Raw genomic sequence first — 20,236 nt, 5'->3', positions numbered from 1 at the left:
ATGACCAAGCCCCTTATCTATACCCGCGGCCAGTCGCTGCCGGGCATCCTCGCCAAGCGCATCGCCATCCTCGATGGCGCGATGGGCACGATGATCCAGCGCTTCAAGCTCACCGAAGAGCAGTACCGCGGCGAGCGCTTCAAGGACTTCGAGCGCGACGTGAAGGGCAACAACGAGCTGCTGTCGCTGACCCGGCCCGACGTGATTTCGGACATCCACGAGGGCTACCTCGCGGCCGGCGCCGACCTGATCGAGACCAACACCTTCGGCGCGACCACCATCGCGCAGGAGGACTACAAGATGGCGCACCTGGCGCGCGAGATGAACCTCGAATCCGCGAAGCTCGCGCGCGCGGCCTGCGACAAGTTCAGCACGCCCGACAAGCCCCGCTTCGTGGCCGGCGCCCTTGGCCCGACGCCCAAGACCGCGAGCATCAGCCCCGACGTGAACGACCCGGGCGCGCGCAATGTCGATTTCGAGCAGCTGCGCGCGGCCTACTACGAGCAGACCGAAGCGCTGGTCGAGGGCGGCGCCGACGTGATCCTGGTCGAGACGATCTTCGACACGCTCAACGCCAAGGCCGCGCTGTTCGCGGTGGACGAGTACTTCGACAACAGCGGCCAGCGCCTGCCGCTGATCATCAGCGGCACGGTCACCGACGCCTCGGGCCGCATCCTGAGCGGCCAGACGGTCACCGCGTTCTGGCACAGCGTGCGCCATTCGCAGCCGCTGGCCATCGGCCTGAACTGCGCGCTGGGCGCGGCGCTGATGCGCCCCTACATCCAGGAACTGGCGCGCGTGGCGGGCGACACCTTCATCAGCTGCTACCCGAACGCGGGCCTGCCCAATCCGATGAGCGACACGGGCTTCGACGAGACGCCCGACGTCACCTCGCGCCTCTTGCACGAGTTCGCGGCCGAAGGGCTGGTGAACATCGTGGGCGGCTGCTGCGGCACCACGCCGGACCACATCGCGGCGATCGGCAAGGCTGTTGCACCGGTCGCGGGCCGGGTGCTGGGCAGCAACAACGCGGGCTTCTACCGCGAAGCCGCGTAGCTGAGCTCGCCCCCAGGCTGCGCGCACTTCGTGTCGCTACGCCAACCCCCTACCGGGGGCAACACCTGAGGCCCGGCGGAGCCGGTTCCTCGGTGTTTCACGAAGGGGACGCGGGTAAAGCGGATTGGTTGGGTTGATGGCTGATTGACAGGCTCTCGGCGCGCGGCCTACGCTGGGACGCACAGGAAAAGGAGCCAGCCATGACCCCTGCATTCGTCCCTCGCTGGATCGGCATCGGTGCGCTCGCCCTGGTCCTGCCGCTTGCGGCCTCGGCGCAGCAGGCATTCACGCGTGGCGCGGTCAATCTGCGGGCGGGGCCGTCTGGCGACTACCCGCTGGTCGCGCGGCTCGGGCCGGGCCAGCCGCTGGAAGTGGTCGGCTGCGTCAACGGCTACAGCTGGTGCGATGTGGTGCTGCCCGACGGCGGGCGCGGCTGGGTCTGGGCAAGGAACCTCGACTACGCCTACCAGGAGCAGCGCGTGCCGCTGGCCACTTACGGCGCGGTGATCGGCGTGCCCATCGTCAGCTTCGTGATCGGCAGCTACTGGGCCGACTACTACCGCGACCGGCCCTGGTACGGCGACCGGCGCTGGTGGGGCAACCGCCCGCCGCCGCCGATCGCGGGCTGGCGTCCTCCACCGCCCGTGCGGCCGGGGTGGCAACCGCGGCCGTGGCCGCCGGGCCCCGGCTTTCGTCCGCCCGGACCGGGCTTCCGACCGGGGCCAGGTCCGCGCCCGCCGGTGGACCCCGGTTTCAGGCCGCCCCGGCCGCCGGGTTTCCGGCCCGGGCCGCCGCCCGGCATGCCGCATCCGCACCCCGGAGGCGGCCGGCCCGGCGGAGGTGGTGGGCACCCGCACGGCGGTGGCGGCGGGCATCGGCACTGACTGACCGACTGAGCAGGGCGCGCGCTATCCGGCCTTGGCGGGCTGGGCGCCGGCGGCCGCCTGGCGGTCCCGTGCGATCAGCGCCACGAAGCGCTGGGCGCCCAGGCCCAGCGGGCGCTCTCTCGACCACACCAGATCGACCCACAGGTCGAGCCCGTTGCTGAGGTTCTCGAAGGGAATCTCGACCAGCGCGCCCGCCGCCACGTGCGGCCGCGCGAAGTTGCGCGGCAGCCAGCCCCAGCCGAGCCCGGCGGTGATCAGGCTCAGCGCCGCCAGCGCGTTGTCGGTGCGCCAGACATGGCGCGCGAACACGAAGCGCGGGTCGCTGGTGGTGAGGTCGCGCCCGGCCACCACGATCTGCCGGGTGTTCGTCAGGTGCTCTTCGCGCAGCCGGCCGCCGGAGGCCGCGAGCAGCACCGGGTGGTCGGGCGCCATCACGGCCACCATGATGTCGCTGCCGACCTCCTGAAAGCCCTCGCGGCCGTCCAGGCTGGGGCGCTCGAACACCAGCGCCAGCTGCGCCCGGCCGCTGTGCAGCAGGTCGAGCGCGTCGGCCTGCGGGGCGGCCAGCACTTCCACCTGCAGCAGGGGGTATTCCTGTGCCAGCTCGGACAGCTGGCCGCTCCAGGGGGCGGCCAGCAGCTCGGGCGCGATGGCGAGCGTGAGCCGGTCTTCCAGCCCCTGCGTGAGCGCCAGCGCCTGCACCTGCAACTGCTTGAGCTGGGCGGCCAGCAGCCGCGCCTGTGGTTCGAGCGAGCGGGCGGCGGCGGTCGGCTGGGGCTCGCGGCCGCTGCGGTCGAACAGCGGCAGGTCGAGCTCCGCTTCGAGGTTGGCGATGGCCATGCTCACGGCCGACGGCACCCGGCGCAGGGCCCGCGCGGCGGCCGAAAAAGAGCCGTGGTCGATCACGGCCAGAAAGACTTCGACGTTGTCGCTGGAAAAGGCCATGGCACCGATCTATCAGTAAAACTGAAACAAGTTAACTTTTTATATCAGCAAATAGCAAATAAAGTCCACCCCATCGCAGTCAAACATTTCAGTGAGCAAGTCATGCAAGGCATTCAGCGTCGCATCGTTTACATCTCCCTTTACGAAGGCATCGCCATCGTGGCCGCCAGTGCCGGCCTCGCACTGATGACGGACGCCGGCCTCGGCCATTCCGGCATGCTGGCGGTGGCTGCCTCGGTCATCGCGGTGCTCTGGAACCTGGCGTTCAACGCCCTGTTCGAGCGCTGGGAATCGCGCCAGGCCGTGCGCGGGCGCAGCGTGCGCCGCCGGATCGCGCACGCCATCGGCTTTGAAGGCGGGCTGATCGCGTTCCTGGTGCCGATGTTCGCGTGGGGCCTGGGCGTGTCGCTCTGGCAGGCGCTGGTGATGGACCTGGGGCTGGTGGTGTTCTTCCTGGTCTACACCTTCATCTTCAACTGGGCCTTCGACCGCGTGTTCGGCCTGCCGGCCTCGGCCATGGGCGAAGCGCAACCCGCGTAAGCCTGCGCTTACTTAGCCACCTTGCCGCGCCGGCTTGGACGCGGCAGCCGAGCGCATCGCCAGGGCACCGCTCAGGCGAAGGCGCTCGGTGTCGTTGAAGAGCGTCTCGCGCAACTGGGCCTGCTCGGCTTCGGAGGCGTTGGCGTAGCGGTCGAGCCGGGCATTCCACTCCTGCGTTTCCTGGTCGAGCGTCGCCAGGCCGCGCGCCACTTCGTAGCCGTAGGCCTCGCTGCGCGCGGCAAAGCGCTCCTGGGGGCTGGCGCCGCGCGCGTCCAGCGCCTCGGTCTGGCGCATCGCGTCCAGATGCGCCACCGATTCCTTGCGCACCTCGCGCTGTTCCGGCGACAGCCAGGCCTGCTCGCTTTTCGCGAGGGCCGCGGCCCGCTGCTCGGGCGTCAGGGCGGTGTTGGCGAGCAGCTCCAGCTTGTCGGCCATGAAGTTGTCCTGCCGGATCTGGTCGCCGAACAGGCCTTCGATTTCCTCGGGTGCGAAGTACTGCCGGCGCAGCGCCTCGCGCGCCTGCAGGCTGCGGCGCAGGTAGGCCGCGTCGCCGGGCGTGGGCGGCTGCATCGCCTGCATGGCTTCCTGCAGGTCGACGTAGCGCTCCAGCAGGCCCAAAGCGCGCACGCGCCAGTCTTCGCGCAGGTACTTGGCGAGCAGGGCGGGGGCCCTGGCCATCAGGGTGGCCTTGCTGTCGGCCTGTGCTTCGGCGAGCACCTTGTCGAAGACGGAGACAAGGTCGCTGGTCAGCAGCGCATCGGGGGCGGCGGGCGTTTGTGCCGGGCGTGGTTCGGGGTTCGGCGTGGGCCTGGCTGCGGCGGCCACGGCGTCGCGAGCGGCCGCCGGCGATGCATCGGTCGCGTCGGGCCCGGCCGCGAGCCAGCCACCGCCGACGGCGATCAGCAGCGCCCCGCCGGCGGCCCAGAAAGGCCATTGCCTGCGCATGCCCGCGCCCGCCCTCAGAGGCCCACGCTCTTCAGCCGCGCGGCCTGTTCCTTGAAGATTTCCGGCGGCTTCTTCTCGTAGTACGGGAACTGGCTGCCATAGGTGTTGCCCAGCACCTGGTTGACCTCGTCCAGATGGTTCTGGCGGTAGTCGCCCAGGTGGGTGCCCAGGCGGGTAGTGCAGACTGCGAGCAGGCCGTCGTTGGCTTCGCCGAAGAAGAAGAGCGTGCCCAGCGCCGACAGGGCGCCGTCGCTCGGGTCGAACAGGCTGAAGCCGGTCGAGACGCCCGACCACGAGTAGTAGCGCACGCCGTTGACCGTGGCCGCGCCGCTCTTGACGTCGCACGAGGAGCCGGGGGCAGGGCGCCCCTGCGGGAATTTCTTGTCGAAGGCTGCGCCGCCCGCGGTGGTGAGCGAGGCCAGCGCGTTCAGCGGCACTTCGGGCAGCTGGCTCGGGTCCTTGCCGGAGAGGAAGCCGATCACGTTCGTCAGCAGCCCGATGGCGGTCACGGCCACGCCTTGCGCAAGGCTGCCGTCGGGCAGCTTGGCCAGCAGGTCCGCCACCTTCGAGCCGCCGTTCGCACCGCCCACCGATGTGACCGACGCCACCATGTCGGGCGCCACCGCCGCAACGTAGCGCACCGTCGGCGCGCCCTGCGAATGGCCGATCAGGTTGAACTTGAGCGTGGGGTTCTTCTCGAGCACGCGGATGGTCTTGAGCTCCTGCAGCAACTGCTCGCCGCGGATCTCGGAGGTGTTGGTGCCCGACACCTGGGCCACGTAGACCTTGGCGCCCGCACCGGCCAGCTTGCCGGGAATGTCGTAGAAGTAATCGACACCCAGCAGGTTGTCAAAGCCCAGCAGGCCGTGGACCAGCACGATCGGGTACTTGGTCTTGGCCTCGTCGGATGTCGCGCGGGCCTGCACCAGCGTCGATGTTCCGCTGGCAGCGGCATGGGCGTTGTGCGTCAGGGCCGCCGCGGCCATGAGGCCGCAGCAAAGCGCCACGGCGCGCATCGGGTTGGCTGCAAGCTGCAGTCGGGCGTTCCACTTCCTGGCCATCTGGCGCTCTCCCTTACGTTGGTTGAAAAACACGAACGTTCGTTCAGAAACGGTGGCCGCATTCTGTGGATGCACGCCGAAATGGAAACTGGGGTTTTCCCCGGGGCTGGCCGAATCGCCCTAAAATGCGCGACTTCCCAAGGAGCGTTGCAGCGGCTTGCCACAGAGGCAAACCGTCAGGCTTGGGGCGACAACGACGCTCGCCTGTTCGACTGTTCCGCAGGTGAGGCCATGTCCCAGATTCCCGCTTCCTCCTCCTCTTCTTCTCCCGTTCCTCCGCCCATGAAGCTGTCCGGTCTCGAACCGGTCGCCATCGGCGAGGGCACGCTGTTCGTCAACATCGGCGAGCGCACCAACGTCACCGGCTCCAAGGCCTTTGCGCGGATGATCCTGAACGGCCAGTTCGAAGAGGCCCTGGCCGTGGCGCGCCAGCAGGTCGAGAACGGCGCGCAGGTGATCGACATCAACATGGACGAGGCCATGCTCGACAGCAAGGCCGCCATGGTCCGCTTCCTGAACCTCATCGCCAGCGAGCCCGACATCGCGCGCGTGCCGGTGATGGTCGACAGCTCCAAGTGGGACGTGATCGAGGCCGGGTTGCGCTGCATCCAGGGCAAGGGCATCGTCAACTCGATCTCGATGAAAGAGGGCGTCGACAAGTTCAAGCACGAGGCCAAGCTGGTCAAGCGCTACGGCGCCGCCGCCGTGGTCATGGCCTTCGACGAGAAGGGCCAGGCCGACACCTACGAGCGCAAGGTCGAGATCTGCGAGCGGGCCTACCGCATCCTGGTCGACGAGGTGGGCTTTCCGCCCGAAGACATCATCTTCGACCCGAACATCTTCGCGATTGCCACCGGCATCGAGGAGCACGACAACTACGCGGTCGACTTCATCAACGCCGTGCGCTGGATCAAAGAGAACCTGCCGGGCGCGAAGGTCTCGGGCGGCGTGAGCAACGTGAGCTTCAGCTTCCGCGGCAACGACCCGGTGCGCGAGGCGATCCACACCGTGTTCCTGTACCACGCGATCAAGGCGGGCATGGACATGGGCATCGTCAACGCCGGCATGGTCGGCGTGTACGACGACCTCGAACCCGAACTGCGCGAGCGTGTCGAAGACGTGGTGCTCAACCGCCGCCCCGATGCTGGCGAACGCCTCGTCGAAGTGGCCGAAACCGCCAAGAGCGGCGCGAAGGACGACAGCAAGAAGCTCGAGTGGCGCGGCACGCCCGAGAACCCGGTGCACGTCAACCAGCGCCTGTCGCATGCGATGGTGCACGGCATCACCGACTTCATCGTCGAAGACACCGAAGAGGCCTACCAGCAGATCCTTGCCAAGGGCGGGCGCCCGCTGCACGTGATCGAAGGCCCGCTCATGGACGGCATGAACATCGTGGGCGACCTGTTCGGCCAGGGCAAGATGTTCCTGCCGCAGGTGGTGAAGTCGGCGCGCGTCATGAAGTCGGCCGTGGCCCACCTCATTCCGTACATCGAGGAAGAAAAGCGCCAGGACGAGGCCGCTGGCCGCGACGTGCGCACCAAGGGCAAGATCATCATCGCCACCGTGAAGGGCGATGTGCACGACATCGGCAAGAACATCGTCACCGTCGTGCTCCAGTGCAACAACTTCGAAGTGGTGAACATGGGCGTGATGGTCCCGTGCCACGAGATTCTTGCGAAGGCGAAGGTCGAGGGCGCGGACATCGTGGGCCTGTCGGGCCTCATCACGCCGAGCCTCGAAGAGATGCAGTACGTGGCCGGCGAAATGCAGAAGGACGACCACTTCCGCATCAAGAAGATCCCGCTGCTCATCGGTGGCGCCACCACCAGCCGCGTGCACACGGCCGTGAAGATCGCGCCGCACTACGAAGGCCCCGTGGTCTACGTGCCCGATGCCTCGCGCAGCGTGAGCGTGGCGCAGTCGCTGCTCAGTGACCAGGCCACCGCGTACATCGACGAGATCAACGCCGACTACGAGAAGGTGCGCGTCCAGCACGCCAACAAGAAGCAGGTGCCGATGTGGCCGCTGGCCAAGGCGCGCGCCAACAAGACGCCGATCGACTGGACGAACTACACGCCGCCCGTGCCCAAGTTCATCGGCCGGCGCGTGTTCAAGAACTTCGACCTCACCGAGCTCGCGAAGTACATCGACTGGGGCCCGTTCTTCCAGACCTGGGACCTGGCCGGCCCGTTCCCTGCCATCCTGAAGGACGAGATCGTCGGCACCGAGGCCGTGCGCGTGTACGCCGACGGCCAGCGCATGTTGAAGCGCCTGATCGAAGGCCGCTGGCTCAGCGCGAGCGGCATCGTCGGCTTCTGGCCCGCCAACACGGTGAACGACGACGACATCGAGCTGTACACCGACGAGACGCGCAGCGAAGTCGCGCTCACCTGGTACGGCATGCGCCAGCAGACCGAGAAGCAGGTGATCGATGGCGTGATGCGCCCCAGCCGCTGCCTGGCCGACTTCGTCGCGCCGAAAGACAGCGGCCTGAAAGACTACGTGGGCATGTTCGCGGTCACGGCCGGCCTGGGCGTCGAGAAAAAAGAGAAGTACTTCATCGACGACCTGGACGACTACTCGGCCATCATGCTCAAGGCCCTGGCCGACCGGCTGGCCGAGGCCTTCGCCGAGGCATTGCACCACCGTGCGCGCACCGACTTCTGGGGCTACGCGCCCGACGAAGGCCTGAGCAATGAGGACATGATCGGCGAGAAGTACCGCGGCATCCGCCCCGCGCCGGGCTACCCGGCCTGCCCCGACCACAGTGTGAAGCGGCCGATGTTCGACCTTCTGGCGTGCGCGGACATTGGCATGACCCTGACGGAAAGCCTCGCTATGATGCCCGCCGCCAGCGTGAGCGGCTTCTACCTGGGCCACCCCGAGGCGACGTACTTCAACGTCGGCAAGATCGGGCACGACCAGTTGCAGGACCAGGCCGCGCGACGCAAGGAAAGCGAATCCGACCTCGAGCGTCTGCTGGCGCCCAATCTTTGAGCGTTCTTCTTTGAACCTGCCGGCCGGCGTGGCCGCCCGGCACCGGGAGTTGTTATTCAGAAGCTGATGTTTGCAGCCGCGCACTACGCGGCACTGGCGATTTTCGTGATCAGCTGCTGGGGTGCCGGACGCGCCGTGCTGGCCCGCCTGGCACCGCCGCCCCGGCGCGACGCGTGGCTCGAAGGCGCCGTGGCCGTGGCGCTTGGCGTCGGCCTTTTCATCTGCGTGTTCCAGGCGCTGGCCATCTTCGGTGCCTTCAAGGTCGAGGCCACCATCGCGCTGGTCGCGGCCGGCGTCGTGGCCGCTGCGCTGCAATTGCCCGCATGGCTGCGCGAGCAACGTGCGCTACGCGCCCATGCCGTCGTGGCGCCGTGGACATGGTTCGACCGGGTCGCGATGGTCGCGCTGGCGCTGGTCGCCTTGCCCGCGCTCGTCGCGCCGCTCGCACCGCCCGCCGCCTTCGACGAGCTGATGTACCACCTGCCCTATGCGCGCGAGGTCGCGCAGAACGGCTCGCTGGGCATCCATGCGTGGCTGCGCTACCCCTGGTTCCCGTACAACTACAACCTGCTCTACGCGGCCGCACTGCAGGTGGGCGACGACGTGCTGCCGCACTTCCTCAACGGGCTGGCGGGTGCGTTGTCGGTGGTGATGGTGCTGCGCCTGGGCACGCTGCATGCCAGCCGGCTCACCGGCCTTGTGGGCGCGGCCATCTGGCTGGGGCTCGGTGATTATTCGAACGCGCTGATCGACATGGGCGTGGCGCTCTTCGTGCTGACGGCCTGCGTGTCGCTGTGGTGGTGGCGCGAGTCCGAACCCGTGCACAGCGGCGCGCGCTGGCTGGCGCTGGCTGCGTTCTTCCTGGGGCTGGCGGCCGGCTCGAAGTACCAGGCACTGGTCTTCCTGCCGCTGGTTGCGCTGTTCGTCGTCTGGCACGAGCGCCGGCCCAAGGTCTGGGCGCTCGCGCTGCTGTGCTTCGTGATTCCGTGCCTCTACTGGTACGCGCGCAACGCCGTCATGACCGGCGACCCCTTCATCCCCATCGGCGCCCGCGTGTTCGGCTTCACCGAATGGGTGCCCGAGGACTACGTGCGGCAGGTCGACGACGTGCGCGCGCACGCGGCCATGCCGAACCCGCTCATCTGGCTGGTGGTGCTGGCGCCCTTCAGCGTGTTCTGGAAGCGTTCCGCGGCGGTGCGCGCGGCGGGCTGGTTCTGCCTGTACTCGGTGATCGTGTGGGCCGTGACTTCGCGCTATCCGCGCTACCTGATGGCCTCGTTTCCGCTGCTCGCGATGACGGCGGCGGTGGGCTGGCAGGTGTTTTTCGGCTGGATCGCAGCGGGTGCGCGCCGCGTCTTCGGCGCGAAGCGCACGCCGGCCATCGAAGCCAACACCGCATCCACCGGTGCCATGAGCCGCAACACCGCGCGCTCCGGCGCCCGCGTCGGCGACTGGGTGGCCGTGCTGCTGCTCGCCGTGCTGGCCGCCGTCGCCGTGCGCCAGACCGCTGCCAAGGTGGCGATGATCTCGCCCGGCCCCGAGGCGCGCGAAGCCTTCCTGCGCAAGAACGTGCCGGGCTATGCCGTCATGGACTACATGCGCCGCAACGCCACCGGCCGCGTCTACCAGATCGCGCTGAGCGAGGCGATCTACTACGGCCCGAACCCGATCTGGGGCGACACGCTCGGCCCGTGGCGCTACGCCGACTTTCTCTTGCTGCCGCCGGCCGACATGGCGCGCAAGCTGGCCCAGCAGGGCTTCGCCGCCATCGTCATGTCGCCGGAGATGGTGCCGATCTTCACCACGCGGCCCGGCTTCGACACCCACTTCAACCTGCTGCTCGACAAAGACGGCAGCCGGGCCTACAGCATTCTTCCGAGCGCAGCACCATGACCGACGCCGACCCCTCCGCCGCCTTCTTCGCCGCTTCTTCCGCGAGCCGAAGCCGCAGCGGTGCGGCGCTGCGCATCGCCGCCGTCATCCCCTGCTACAACGAAGCGCTGGCCATCGCGCAGGTGGTCGAGGGCTTTCGCGCGGCGTTGCCCGAGGCCGAGATCCACGTCTTCGACAACAACTCGACCGATGACACGGCAGCCGTGGCACGCGCGGCGGGCGCCATCGTCACGCACGTGGCGGCGCCCGGCAAGGGCAACGTGGTGCGGCGCATGTTCGCGGACGTCGAGGCCGACGTGTACGTCATGGTCGACGGCGACGCCACCTACGACACCGGCGCCGCGCGCCGCCTGATCGACCGGCTGGTCGACGGCAACCTCGACATGGTGGTCGGCAACCGGGTCGACGACGGCCAGGACGCGCAGACCTACCGCAAGGGCCATCGCTTCGGCAATCGCCTGCTGACCGGCGCGGTGGTGCAACTTTTCGGCGGCGGCCTCACCGACATGCTCTCGGGCTACCGCGTGTTCTCGCGGCGCTATGCGAAGTCGTTCCCGGCGCTGTCGCGCGGCTTCGAGACCGAGACCGAACTCACGGTGCACGCGCTCGAACTGCGCATGCCCTACGCCGAGGAAAGCACCGCCTACAGCACGCGGCCCGAGGGCTCGCACAGCAAGCTCTCGACCTACCGCGATGGCTGGCGCATCCTCAAGGCCATCTGCAAGCTCTTCGTGAGCGAGCGGCCGCTGCAGTTCTTCTCGATCATCGCGGCTCTGCTCATGGTGGCATCGATTGCGCTGGCCGTGCCGCTGCTCATGACCTACATGCACACCGGCCTGGTGCCCCGGCTGCCCACGGCGGTGCTGTCCACCGGCGCGATGCTGGCGGCGATGCTGTCCTTCGTGTGCGGCATCGTGATGCACACCGTCACGCTCGGCCGGCAGGAGGCCAAGCGCCTGTGCTACCTGGCCATACCGGGTGTGCGCGACCGCATCACGCAGCAGCAACAACAGCAGCGATGAAGCTCGGCCGCGAGTTCCTCTCGTTCGCGGTGGTCGGCGTGATCGGCCTCGTGGTCGACGTGGTGCTGCTGTACCTGCTGGCGCCGATGCTCGGCTGGTACGTGGCGCGGGTGATCTCGTTCCTGGCGGCCGCCACCACGACCTGGGCCTTCAATCGCCGCTACACCTTTGCCACGCGCGTCTCGGCAAAGGGCTCGATCTGGCGTGAGTACTTCAGCTATCTGGCGACCATGGTCGCGGGCGCCGTGCTGAACTACGGCGCCTATGTGCTGACGCTGCACTGGGTCGAGGGGCGCTGGGCCGCCGCGCTGGGCGTGGCGGTGGGCAGCATCGCGGGGATGGGCGCCAACTTTCTGTCTGCGCGCTTCCTGGTCTTCCGTTCGAAGTAGCCGTCTTGCTCCCTCCCCCTCTGGGGGAGGGCTGGGGTGGGGGCACGCGGCGCATCCATCGGGCGCCCTGCCTGCCCCCATCCCAACCTTCCCCCAGAGGGGAAGGAGAAAGAGGGCGCGCTGACGCTCTCAGTGCGCGCCCGACACCACCACCGGAATCTCTGTCGCAGGCGGCGTGTTGCGGCTGCGGCCGCAGCGCACGATGCCGTCGATCATCACCATGCCCACGCCCGGGATGTCGCCGAGCCGCACGCTTTCGAGCAAGCCCGGTGCGGGCGAGTGCTGCGCGCGGTCCATGAAGACGAAGTCGGCATCGCGGCCCACTTCGACCAGCCCGCAGTTGAGCTTGCGGATCTTCGCGGTGTTGCCGGTGGCAAAGCAGAACACCAACTCGGCTGGAATGTTCGCGATCGACGACAGCATTGCCACCATGCGGAGGATGCCCAGCGGCTGCACGCCCGAGCCCGCGGGCCCGTCGGTGCCCAGGATCACGCGGTGCGGGCACTTCAGTTCGAGTGCCGCCTTGGCCGCCGCGATGGCGACCTTCTCGTTGCCGTTGTGCACGATCTCGATGGCGCGCGAGCTCTTCTCGCACAGCTCGCACACATGCGCCTCGGGCAGCGAGGTGTGGCCGCCGTTGATGTGGCCGATGATGTCGGCGTCGGCTTCGAGCACCACGTCCTTGTCGATCAGGCCCGAGCCCGGAATCGACGGGCCGCCCGTGTGGATCGTGCTCTGGATGCCGTACTTGCGCGCCCAGGCCACCATCTCCTTGGCCTCGTAGCCGGCCTTCACCGAGCCCAGGCCGACTTCGCCGAGCAGGCCCACGCCGGCTTCGGCGAGTTCCTTGAAGTCGCTCTCGACCATGCCCTTCTCGATGACCGGCGCGCCGGCCAGCACCTTCACGCCGCCGGGGCGGAAGTTGTCGAACGCGCGCTGCGCGGTGATGGCCAGCGCCTTCAGGCCGACGATGTCCTTCGGGCGGCCGGGCAGGTGCACTTCGCCGGCGGAAATCATCGTCGTCACGCCGCCGTGCATGGTCGAGTCGATCCAGCCGATCTGGCCCTGGCGCGGCGTCCAGTCGCCGAACACCGGGTGCACGTGGCTGTCGATCAGGCCCGGTGCCACGCAGGTCCTGCGCGCGTCGATGACGGTCTGGGCGCCTTCGAGGTCGCAGTCTTTCTCCTTGCCGACCGCGACGATCAGGCCGTCGTTCACCACGATGGTGTCGGCGTCGAGGATGGGCTTGTCGATGTCGCCCGAGAGCAGCAGCCCGATGTTCTTTATGACGACCTTGCCCGACTTTGCGCCGGCTGCGATTTCTGCCATTTCGTGGTGTCCTCGTCGTGGGATGGGGAGTTGTTGTCTTGTATGTCGTCCGCGCGCACGGTGCGCAGCACGGTCTCGATCACGAAGTCTTCCCAGTGCGTGATCGCCTCGGGCGATTCCAGCGGCTCGCCGAGAAAGGCGGTCAGCGTGTGCCGGTTCGAGGTGTAGAAATAGCCGGTGGACGCGATCAGCAGGTAGATGTCGCGTGCCACGAGGTCCTTGCGGAACAGGCCCTGCAAAGAGCCGCTGGCCAGGATCTCGGAAATGATCGCCACCGCCCGCGACGAATACTCGCGCGCCCGCAGCGACTTCGAGATGTGCCGGCCCTTGTGCAGGTTTTCGGTGTTCAAGAGCGTCACGAACTCGGGGTTCTTGCGGTAGTAGCCGAGAACGAAGCGGATGACTTCGGTGAGCGCTTCCACGGGGCGGCTCGCATCGAGCGCGATGGCGGCCTCGGCATCGTCCATGCGCTGGTAGATGCCTTCGAGCACCGCGATGAAGAGGCCCTCTTTGCTGCCGAAGTAGTAGTAGATCATCCGGTCGTACGACTTCGCGGCCTTGGAGATCTTCTCCACGCTGCCGCCGTCGTAGCCGTACTTGGCGAACACCTTGGTCGCCGATTTCAGGATGCTGTCGCGCGTGGCCTGCGCCGCCGCCTCGCGCACGCCGATGCGGCGCTGGGGCTTGGTCAACTTCGTGGCGGTGCGGCTGTCGGCCATCGTGCGCGCGGCGTCTCTGGGCTTACTTTTCTGCGAAGGCGCGTTCGACGACGAAGTCGCCCGGCGTCGAGGTGTTGCCTTCCTTGAAGCCACGCGCCTCGAGGATGTGCTTCAGGTCGACCAGCAGGCCGGGGCTGCCGCACAGCATGACGCGGTCTTCCTCGACGTTCAGGGGCGGCAGGCCCAGGTCGTCGGTGAGCTTGTTGCTCTCGATCAGGTCGGTGATGCGGCCCTGGTTGCGGAACTCTTCGCGCGTGACGGTCGGGTAGTAGAGCAGCTGCTTCTCGATCATCTCGCCCAGGATCTCGTGCTTGGGCAGGTGGTCGGTCACGAGGTCGTGGTAGGCCAGCTCGTCGACCTGGCGCACGCCGTGCACCAGGATGACCTGCTCGAACTTCTCGTAGGTGTCGGGGTCGCGGATGATGCTCATGAACGGTGCAAGGCCGGTGCCCGTGCCGAACAGGTACAGGCGCTTGGCGGGCAGCGTGTAGTCGATCAGCAAAGTGCCGGTGGGCTTGCGGCCCACGATGATGGTGTCGCCCACCTGGATGTGCTGCAGCTTCGAGGTGAGCGGGCCGTCTTCCACCTTGATGCTCAGGAACTCGAGGTGCTCCTCGTAGTTGGGGCTCACGATGCTGTAGGCGCGCAGCAGGGGCTTGTTGTTGACCTTCAGGCCGATCATCGTGAAATGACCGTTCGAGAAGCGCAGCGCCGCATCGCGCGTGGTGGTGAAGGTGAACAGGCGGTCGGTCCAGTGGTGGACGCTCAGGACGCGTTCTTCGCTGAATGCACTCATACAGAACTCAAGTGTTGGTTGAAAACAGAGGAAGGTGGCTGAGCCGAAATGCACGCCTGTGGGGCGGCAACCGTCGGCCGGCTTCGAACCCTCCATTGTCGTTGGTCGGCAAAAACCCCGAGAGAAAACACCATTGCAAGCATCGGGCCCGTTTGCTACATTGACCTCGAATGTAGTGAACGCAACATGAAAGTGTAGGGAATGCTACACAAACGGCAGTCGACGCACAAGCGGGCAGACGGCACGTTTGTTGCAACCCTCGCCGGACGGTATTGCCCGACACACGCCCACGAGATCGCCCCGATGACAGAACACACCAAGACAGACGGATTGCCCGGCATCGACATGCCGGTGGTTGCCGAAGCCGGCAGCAGCGCCTTCGGCAAGGCGCCGCCGCGCAACGAGCGCATGAGCACCGCCAAGGTCGAGTGCAACGCCTGCCCCGTGCTGTGCCAGATCTCCGACGGCCGCACCGGTGCCTGCGACCGCTATGCCAACAAGGAAGGCGTGCTGGTGCGTGTCGACCCCGTGGTGCTGCTGCGCCGCGCAATCGCAGCCGATGCGCCCGCGCTGGTGCCTTTCAATCGCGCCACTGAAGAAGCCGCCACCACTGCCGATGCAGCAGGCGCAGTGGCCGCGCCCGACTGGAATGGCGACCTGCTGCACGCCGACGAAGTCTTCGTCACCGGCGTGGGCTCGTCCACCACCTACCCCGACTACAAGCCCGCCCCTTTCATCGTGGCCTCCAAGGCCAAAGGCGTCGACATGGTCACCGTCGTCACCGAAGGCATCTTCAGCTACTGCAGCTTCAAGGTGAAGATCGACACCGACCGCTTCCTCGGTTCCGAGCAGGCCAACGTGCGCTACCGCGGCGAGGTCGTGGGCCACGTCACCACGTCCGAATACGGCTCGCAGATGCTGTCGCTGGGCGGCGTGCACCACCTCACCGGCGGCAGCAAGAAAGAAGGCCGCATGACGGCCGAGCTGATGCAGTTGCTGGGCAACAAGAAGGCCGTGGAATGCACCATCGACGGCGGCTCCACCCTCGTCATCCAGGCCGGCAAGGCGCCCATCGTCAACGGCGTCGAAGAGCAGCGCATGCGCGTGGGCTGCGGCTCGGCGGCGGTCGGCATCTTCGCGCGCCAGTTCGCGGGCGTGGCCGACGAGGTGGTGGTGGTCGACGACCACATCACCGGCGTGCTCACCGAGCACCAGGCCGGCCGCTGCCTCGACATGGCGCCCTCGGGCATCCAGATGCTGGGCCGCAAATCGACGCCGGGGCGCTACTTCCAGGTGGCGAACCCAGGCAATGGCTGGGGCGGCACCGACATCGCCGATCCGCTCGCGATCATCGAAGGCTGGGAAGAGGGCGTCGCGCGCCCCGGCCTGCGCCTGCTCATGACATCGACCACCGGCGAGCATGCGCAGTGGTACGTGCTCGACGAGGCGCTCAAGCCGGTCGAGCACCCGATGCCGCCCGAAGTGAAGCGCATCGTCGATCGCATCGGCGAGAACTGCGAGCCGTCGCTGTGCACCGTGTTGTTCCTCGGCGGCGCCGGCGGCAGCCTGCGTGCGGGCGTCACTGAAAACCCGGTGCTGCTGACGCGCGCCATCAAGCGCGCGCTGGTCAACGTCACCTGCGGCGGTGCGCCGGCCTATGTGTGGCCCGGCGGCGGCATCACCGTGATGGCCGACGTCATGCGCATGCCCGACAACAGCTTCGGCACGGTGCCCACGCCGGCCATCGTGGCGCCCATCGAATTCAGCATGCGGCGCGACGACTACGAGGCGCTCGGCGGCCACATGAGACACATCTTCTCGCTCGAACAGGCGCTTGCGCGCGGTGCGTGGCAGGAAGACGGCGCGCCGCTCGCGCGCCAGTGGCTCGCGGTCGACGAGGCCAATCCGTGGCCGCTCGGTCACGCGCCGATGCTGGGTTGAAAAATGCCCGCGTCGATGCGCGCCGTGGTTCTTGCTCCTTCCCCCGCTGGGGGAAGGCTGGGATGGGGGCGGGCAGAGCGCCCGGTGGATGCGCCGCGTGCCCCCACCCCAACCCTCCCCCGGAAGGGGAGGGAGAAATGCGCATCCCTCGAGGGTGAGCCATGACCGCCCAGCGCACAGCGCTCGACAACGACCGCTGGCACTTCAACCACGGCCCGATCGACATCGTGGCCGAGGCGCACGGCGACCGGTACGCCGTCGCGGCCGCGCACGACGCGGCCTGGGCGCGCTTCTCGCACGTGCTCGAAGAGCTGGTGCAAGAGCTGCCGCTGCTGCGCCTGCCGGTCACCGACAAGCTGCGCCCGCGCGGCGTCATCGCACGCCGCATGTGGGACGCCTGCGCCGCGTTCTCGCCGATGTTCATCACGCCGATGGCGGCGGTCGCGGGTGCCGTCGCGCAAGAGCTGATGCCCTTCTACGAGCGCCCCGGCATCGAACGCGCATGGATCAACAACGGCGGCGACATCGCGCTGCACCTTGCGCCCGGCCAGTGCGCGCGCGTCGGTGTCTTCGCCGACATCGCGCGCTTCGACTGGCGCGAGAACAGCGGCCTGCTCACCACCGACGGCCAGTTCGAGTTGCGCGCAGACCAGCCCGTGCGCGGCGTGGCCACCAGTGGCTGGCGCGGCCGCAGCTTCTCGCTGGGCATCGCCGACAGCGTGACGGTGCTGGCCGCCACCGCGGCGCAGGCCGACGCTGCCGCCACCGTGATCGCCAACGCCGTCGATGTCGACGACCCCGCCATCCGCCGCCGCCCCGCGAACGAATGCAAGGACAACAGCGACCTGGGCGACACCCTCGTCACCGTCGACGTGCCGCCGCTCGCACCGTCGCAGGTCAGGAGCGCACTCGATACGGGCGCGATCTGCGCGAAGGTGCTGCAAAAAGGCGGGCTTGTGTGGGCCGTTCTACTCGTTTGCCAGTGGCAGTGGAAACTCGTCGAGCCCTTATGCTCGAAGGCGCTCAGGAGCAAGCTGCCCAAGACAGTTGGTTCAGTATTTGCTTAACGAAAAGCAAGGTTCTTTTTCATGATCGAAATCCGTCGCGTCTTCACCCATGTCGAGCACATTCACCACGAGTTCGGACCGCGTGCCGACACGCCGTTGGTGCGCGGTGCCATCGGCGCCGTGCTGACCAATCCCTTCGCCGGCCGCTACGAGCCCGACATCCTTCCGATGATGGCGTTGCTCGACCCGGTGGGCGTCGACATGGCGCACAAGCTGCACGCTGCCATGGACGTGCCGCTCGACCAGATCGCCACCTACGGCAAGGGCGCCATCGTCGGTGCCGACGGCGAGCTGGAGCACGGTGCGCTCTGGCACGTGCCCGGCGGCTACGCCATGCGCGAACTGCTCGGCTGGAAGGGCAGCCGCGCGGCCTACACCGCAGGCAAGGCCGAAGAGAAAACCGGCCAGCCCGGCAATGCGCTTTCCATCGTGCCTTCGACCAAGAAGGTCGGCCCGCCCGGCGCCGCGCTCGACGTGCCGCTCACCAACATCAACGCCAGCTACGTGCGTGGCCAGTTCGACGCGATCGAAGTGCGCGTGCCCGGTGCACCGGCTGCCGACGAGATCGTCTTCATCCTCGCGATGAGCACCGGTTACCGCGTGCACGCCCGCGTCGGCGGCCTGCTCGCGAAAGACATCAGCAAGTGGGACGGCCTGCGCTGATCCCAGTGCGCAAAGACAAGCCAAAGAGACAAGACAAGGAACACACAGAACATGACCGCCAACATCCGCAAGCTCGTCATCCAGGTCGATGAAACCCGCAAGGAAATGGGCCAGGACGTGACGCCGCCCACGCGCCGCGCCGTCGCCATCGCCGTCATCGAGAACCCCTACGCCGGCCGCTACAGCGGGAACCTCGACGAGCTCATCGCCATCGGCGAAGAGCTCGGCGCGCTGCTCGGCCAGAAGGCTGTGAAGGCGCTGGGCATCGAGCCCGGCCAGGCGCAGAGCTACGGCAAGGCCGCCATCGTCGGCGAGCGCGGCGAGCTCGAACATGCCGCCGCCATCCTGCACCCCAAGCTCGGCGCGCCGCTGCGCGTGGCCGTTGAAAAGGGCGCGGCGCTCGTGCCTTCGGCCAAGAAGCAGGGCACGCTCGGCACCGCCATCGACGTGCCGCTCGGGCATAAAGATGCGGCCTTCGTGCGCAGCCATTTCGACGCCGTCGAAGCCCGCGTGTCCGACGCACCGCGCGCCAACGAAATCGTGGTCGCCGTGGCCGTCACCGACAGCGGCCGTCCGCTGCCGCGCATCGGCGGCCTGCAGGCCAGCGAGATCAAGGGCGAAGACGGCCTTCGCTGAGCCGGCCGCCTTCGCACCACCGTCACAACATCGTGTTTATTGTTCGAACCCAAGGAGCTTCCCGATGATTCCATTGCGCCATGTTTTCTGCGCTGCTTCCGTCGTCACGCTGGCCACAGCGGCCCTTGTCCCCGCGCATGCGCAGGGCGTGATCAAGATCGGTGAAATCAACAGCTACAAGGCGCAGCCCGCCTTCCTGGAGCCCTACAAGAAGGGCATGGAACTCGCGGTCGACGAGATCAACGCCAAGGGCGGCATCAACGGCAAGAAGATCGAACTCATCAGCCGCGACGACAACGCCAACCCCGGCGACGCCGTGCGCGTGGCCGAAGAACTGATCTCGCGCGAAAAGATCGACGTGCTGGCCGGCGCCTTCCTGTCGAACACCGGCCTGGCGCTGGCCGACTTCGCCAAGCAAAAGAAGTTCTTCTACCTGGCTGCCGAGCCGCTCACCGACAAGATCGTCTGGAGCAACGGCAACAAGTACACCTACCGCCTGCGCCCCTCGACCTACATGCAGGTCGCGATGCTGGTGCCCGAGGCCGCCAAGCTCAAGAAGAAGCGCTGGGCCATCGTGTACCCCAACTACGAGTACGGCCAGTCGTCGGTCGCCACCTTCAAGACGCTGCTGAAGGCCGCGCAGCCCGACGTGGAGTTCGTCGCCGAGCAGGCGCCGCCGCTGGGCAAGGTCGATTCGGGCAGCGTGGTGCAGGCCCTGGCCGATGCCAAGCCCGACGCGATCTTCAACGTGCTGTTCGGTGCCGACCTCTCCAAGTTCGTGCGCGAAGGCAACACGCGCGGCCTGTTCAAGGACCGTGAAGTCGTCAGCGTGCTGACCGGCGAGCCCGAGTACCTCGACCCCCTGAAAGATGAAGCGCCCAACGGCTGGATCGTGACCGGCTACCCGTGGTACGGCGTCAAGACGCCCGAGCACAAGGCCTTCCTCGACGCCTACCAGGCCAAGTTCAAGGACTACCCGCGCCTAGGCTCGGTGGTCGGCTACAGCGCCATCCACTCGATCGCGGCCGGCATCAAGAAGGCCGGCGGCACCGACACCGAGAAGCTCGTCGCCGCCTTCAAGGGCCTGCAGGTCGACTCGCCCTTCGTCAATATCAGCTACCGCGCGCAAGACAACCAGTCCACCATGGGCGCGTATGTCGGCAAGACCAAGAACGATGGCGGCAAGGGCGTGATGGTCGACTACGTCTACCTCGACGGCGCCAAGTTCCAGCCTTCGGACGACGAAGTGAAAAAGATGCGCCCTGCGGACTGACCGCACGGCTCCTGCAACGCACTGCTCACCGCCGGCAGCCGGCGGTGAGCGGAGCGGATGTCTCCAGTTTCCTCAGG

18 protein-coding genes and 1 riboswitch are annotated in these 20,236 nt (G+C 67.5%); of the genes, 12 read left to right on the top strand and 6 right to left on the bottom strand.

All coding sequences use genetic code 11. The annotated features are described in order from the left end of the window. The gene (locus BLQ28_RS30775) at positions 1-1,056 is read left to right on the top strand and encodes a homocysteine S-methyltransferase family protein (protein ID WP_093247137.1); all 1,056 of its coding nucleotides are present in this window, start codon (positions 1-3) and stop codon (positions 1,054-1,056) included. Between the two features lie 200 nt (positions 1,057-1,256). Then, the gene (locus BLQ28_RS30770) at positions 1,257-1,940 is read left to right on the top strand and encodes an SH3 domain-containing protein (protein WP_093247136.1); all 684 of its coding nucleotides are present in this window, start codon (positions 1,257-1,259) and stop codon (positions 1,938-1,940) included. A gap of 24 nt (positions 1,941-1,964) precedes the next feature. On the opposite strand, the gene BLQ28_RS30765 is transcribed toward BLQ28_RS30770, so the two are convergent. Then, the gene (locus tag BLQ28_RS30765; RefSeq protein ID WP_093247135.1) at positions 1,965-2,888 is read right to left on the bottom strand and encodes a LysR family transcriptional regulator; all 924 of its coding nucleotides are present in this window, start codon (positions 2,886-2,888) and stop codon (positions 1,965-1,967) included. Positions 2,889-2,990: 102 nt separating this feature from the next. Here BLQ28_RS30765 and BLQ28_RS30760 point away from each other — a divergent pair, with 102 nt between their 5' ends. Next, positions 2,991-3,428: a PACE efflux transporter gene (locus tag BLQ28_RS30760; protein ID WP_093247134.1), complete on the top strand. Its 438-nt coding sequence runs from the start codon at positions 2,991-2,993 to the stop codon at positions 3,426-3,428. A 12-nt stretch (positions 3,429-3,440) separates the two neighbouring features. On the opposite strand, the gene BLQ28_RS30755 is transcribed toward BLQ28_RS30760, so the two are convergent. Both BLQ28_RS30755 and BLQ28_RS30750 read right to left on the bottom strand, forming a co-directional pair. After that, complete coding sequence (locus BLQ28_RS30755) at positions 3,441-4,373, bottom strand: lipase secretion chaperone (RefSeq protein ID WP_093247133.1); 933 nt, start codon at positions 4,371-4,373, stop codon at positions 3,441-3,443. Positions 4,374-4,387: 14 nt separating this feature from the next. Further along, on the bottom strand, positions 4,388-5,434 hold the full coding sequence (locus BLQ28_RS30750) for an esterase/lipase family protein (RefSeq protein WP_093247132.1): 1,047 nt from the start codon (positions 5,432-5,434) through the stop codon (positions 4,388-4,390). A 133-nt stretch (positions 5,435-5,567) separates the two neighbouring features. Next, positions 5,568-5,643, top strand: a riboswitch (S-adenosyl-L-homocysteine riboswitch). Positions 5,644-5,665: 22 nt separating this feature from the next. On the opposite strand from BLQ28_RS30750, the gene metH reads away from it, so the two are divergent. The 4 genes from metH to BLQ28_RS30730 all read left to right on the top strand — a co-directional run bounded on the left by metH (position 5,666) and on the right by BLQ28_RS30730 (position 11,735). Beyond that, positions 5,666-8,431, top strand: coding sequence for a methionine synthase (metH, locus tag BLQ28_RS30745; protein ID WP_093247131.1), 2,766 nt, complete (start codon positions 5,666-5,668; stop codon positions 8,429-8,431). A 66-nt stretch (positions 8,432-8,497) separates the two neighbouring features. Then, positions 8,498-10,324, top strand: a complete 1,827-nt coding sequence (locus BLQ28_RS30740) for an ArnT family glycosyltransferase (protein ID WP_093247130.1) — start codon at positions 8,498-8,500, stop codon at positions 10,322-10,324. Continuing rightward, positions 10,321-11,346: a glycosyltransferase gene (locus BLQ28_RS30735; RefSeq protein WP_093247129.1), complete on the top strand. Its 1,026-nt coding sequence runs from the start codon at positions 10,321-10,323 to the stop codon at positions 11,344-11,346. Before BLQ28_RS30740 ends, BLQ28_RS30735 begins: the two co-directional genes overlap by 4 nt. Further along, on the top strand, positions 11,343-11,735 hold the full coding sequence (locus BLQ28_RS30730) for a GtrA family protein (RefSeq protein ID WP_093247128.1): 393 nt from the start codon (positions 11,343-11,345) through the stop codon (positions 11,733-11,735). Before BLQ28_RS30735 ends, BLQ28_RS30730 begins: the two co-directional genes overlap by 4 nt. A gap of 129 nt (positions 11,736-11,864) precedes the next feature. Here BLQ28_RS30730 and BLQ28_RS30725 read toward each other — a convergent pair whose 3' ends face one another. Genes BLQ28_RS30725 through BLQ28_RS30715 form a run of 3 tightly spaced genes read right to left on the bottom strand, consistent with a single transcriptional unit; the run spans position 11,865 to position 14,579 of the window. After that, entirely contained in the window at positions 11,865-13,064 is a 1,200-nt protein-coding gene (locus BLQ28_RS30725; protein WP_093247127.1) for an amidohydrolase family protein, read from the bottom strand. Beyond that, positions 13,019-13,783, bottom strand: a complete 765-nt coding sequence (locus tag BLQ28_RS30720) for a TetR/AcrR family transcriptional regulator (RefSeq protein ID WP_093247126.1) — start codon at positions 13,781-13,783, stop codon at positions 13,019-13,021. Before BLQ28_RS30720 ends, BLQ28_RS30725 begins: the two co-directional genes overlap by 46 nt. 22 nt (positions 13,784-13,805) lie before the next feature. Beyond that, positions 13,806-14,579: a ferredoxin--NADP reductase gene (locus BLQ28_RS30715; RefSeq protein WP_093247125.1), complete on the bottom strand. Its 774-nt coding sequence runs from the start codon at positions 14,577-14,579 to the stop codon at positions 13,806-13,808. Positions 14,580-14,882: 303 nt separating this feature from the next. Here BLQ28_RS30715 and BLQ28_RS30710 point away from each other — a divergent pair, with 303 nt between their 5' ends. The 5 genes from BLQ28_RS30710 to BLQ28_RS30685 all read left to right on the top strand — a co-directional run bounded on the left by BLQ28_RS30710 (position 14,883) and on the right by BLQ28_RS30685 (position 20,159). Further along, positions 14,883-16,520 (top strand): 6-hydroxynicotinate reductase, encoded by a 1,638-nt coding sequence (locus BLQ28_RS30710; RefSeq protein ID WP_093247124.1) that lies wholly within the window; start codon positions 14,883-14,885, stop codon positions 16,518-16,520. A 161-nt stretch (positions 16,521-16,681) separates the two neighbouring features. Then, positions 16,682-17,587 carry a UPF0280 family protein gene (locus tag BLQ28_RS30700; RefSeq protein WP_093247122.1) on the top strand — a complete coding sequence of 302 codons (906 nt, stop codon included), beginning with the start codon at positions 16,682-16,684 and terminating at the stop codon, positions 17,585-17,587. A 21-nt stretch (positions 17,588-17,608) separates the two neighbouring features. After that, the gene (locus BLQ28_RS30695; protein ID WP_093247121.1) at positions 17,609-18,250 is read left to right on the top strand and encodes an amino acid synthesis family protein; all 642 of its coding nucleotides are present in this window, start codon (positions 17,609-17,611) and stop codon (positions 18,248-18,250) included. A gap of 51 nt (positions 18,251-18,301) precedes the next feature. Beyond that, positions 18,302-18,886 (top strand): amino acid synthesis family protein, encoded by a 585-nt coding sequence (locus BLQ28_RS30690; RefSeq protein WP_093247120.1) that lies wholly within the window; start codon positions 18,302-18,304, stop codon positions 18,884-18,886. A gap of 64 nt (positions 18,887-18,950) precedes the next feature. Next, positions 18,951-20,159, top strand: a complete 1,209-nt coding sequence (locus BLQ28_RS30685; protein WP_093247119.1) for an ABC transporter substrate-binding protein — start codon at positions 18,951-18,953, stop codon at positions 20,157-20,159. The last annotated feature ends 77 nt before the right edge of the window (positions 20,160-20,236 follow it).

The sequence above is a fragment of the Variovorax sp. EL159 genome, assembly GCF_900100965.1.
Lineage (GTDB): Bacteria > Pseudomonadota > Gammaproteobacteria > Burkholderiales > Burkholderiaceae_C > Variovorax.
The sequence above is the reverse complement of the archived record's forward strand: the minus strand, read 5'-3'. Positions and strand labels throughout refer to the sequence as shown.

What these genes read in the sequence shown, in the direction of transcription:
- BLQ28_RS30775 (WP_093247137.1), top strand. Translation starts at nt 1, where the DNA reads ATGACCAAGCCCCTTATCTATACCCGCGGCCAGTCGCTGCCGGGCATC.
- BLQ28_RS30765 (WP_093247135.1), bottom strand. Translation starts at nt 2,888, where the DNA reads ATGGCCTTTTCCAGCGACAACGTCGAAGTCTTTCTGGCCGTGATCGAC.
- BLQ28_RS30685 (WP_093247119.1), top strand. Translation starts at nt 18,951, where the DNA reads ATGATTCCATTGCGCCATGTTTTCTGCGCTGCTTCCGTCGTCACGCTG.
- metH (WP_093247131.1), top strand. Translation starts at nt 5,666, where the DNA reads ATGTCCCAGATTCCCGCTTCCTCCTCCTCTTCTTCTCCCGTTCCTCCG.
- BLQ28_RS30740 (WP_093247130.1), top strand. Translation starts at nt 8,498, where the DNA reads ATGTTTGCAGCCGCGCACTACGCGGCACTGGCGATTTTCGTGATCAGC.
- BLQ28_RS30710 (WP_093247124.1), top strand. Translation starts at nt 14,883, where the DNA reads ATGACAGAACACACCAAGACAGACGGATTGCCCGGCATCGACATGCCG.
- BLQ28_RS30770 (WP_093247136.1), top strand. Translation starts at nt 1,257, where the DNA reads ATGACCCCTGCATTCGTCCCTCGCTGGATCGGCATCGGTGCGCTCGCC.
- BLQ28_RS30735 (WP_093247129.1), top strand. Translation starts at nt 10,321, where the DNA reads ATGACCGACGCCGACCCCTCCGCCGCCTTCTTCGCCGCTTCTTCCGCG.
- BLQ28_RS30750 (WP_093247132.1), bottom strand. Translation starts at nt 5,434, where the DNA reads ATGGCCAGGAAGTGGAACGCCCGACTGCAGCTTGCAGCCAACCCGATG.
- BLQ28_RS30720 (WP_093247126.1), bottom strand. Translation starts at nt 13,783, where the DNA reads ATGGCCGACAGCCGCACCGCCACGAAGTTGACCAAGCCCCAGCGCCGC.
- BLQ28_RS30695 (WP_093247121.1), top strand. Translation starts at nt 17,609, where the DNA reads ATGATCGAAATCCGTCGCGTCTTCACCCATGTCGAGCACATTCACCAC.
- BLQ28_RS30730 (WP_093247128.1), top strand. Translation starts at nt 11,343, where the DNA reads ATGAAGCTCGGCCGCGAGTTCCTCTCGTTCGCGGTGGTCGGCGTGATC.
- BLQ28_RS30760 (WP_093247134.1), top strand. Translation starts at nt 2,991, where the DNA reads ATGCAAGGCATTCAGCGTCGCATCGTTTACATCTCCCTTTACGAAGGC.
- BLQ28_RS30725 (WP_093247127.1), bottom strand. Translation starts at nt 13,064, where the DNA reads ATGGCAGAAATCGCAGCCGGCGCAAAGTCGGGCAAGGTCGTCATAAAG.
- BLQ28_RS30755 (WP_093247133.1), bottom strand. Translation starts at nt 4,373, where the DNA reads ATGCGCAGGCAATGGCCTTTCTGGGCCGCCGGCGGGGCGCTGCTGATC.
- BLQ28_RS30700 (WP_093247122.1), top strand. Translation starts at nt 16,682, where the DNA reads ATGACCGCCCAGCGCACAGCGCTCGACAACGACCGCTGGCACTTCAAC.
- BLQ28_RS30715 (WP_093247125.1), bottom strand. Translation starts at nt 14,579, where the DNA reads ATGAGTGCATTCAGCGAAGAACGCGTCCTGAGCGTCCACCACTGGACC.
- BLQ28_RS30690 (WP_093247120.1), top strand. Translation starts at nt 18,302, where the DNA reads ATGACCGCCAACATCCGCAAGCTCGTCATCCAGGTCGATGAAACCCGC.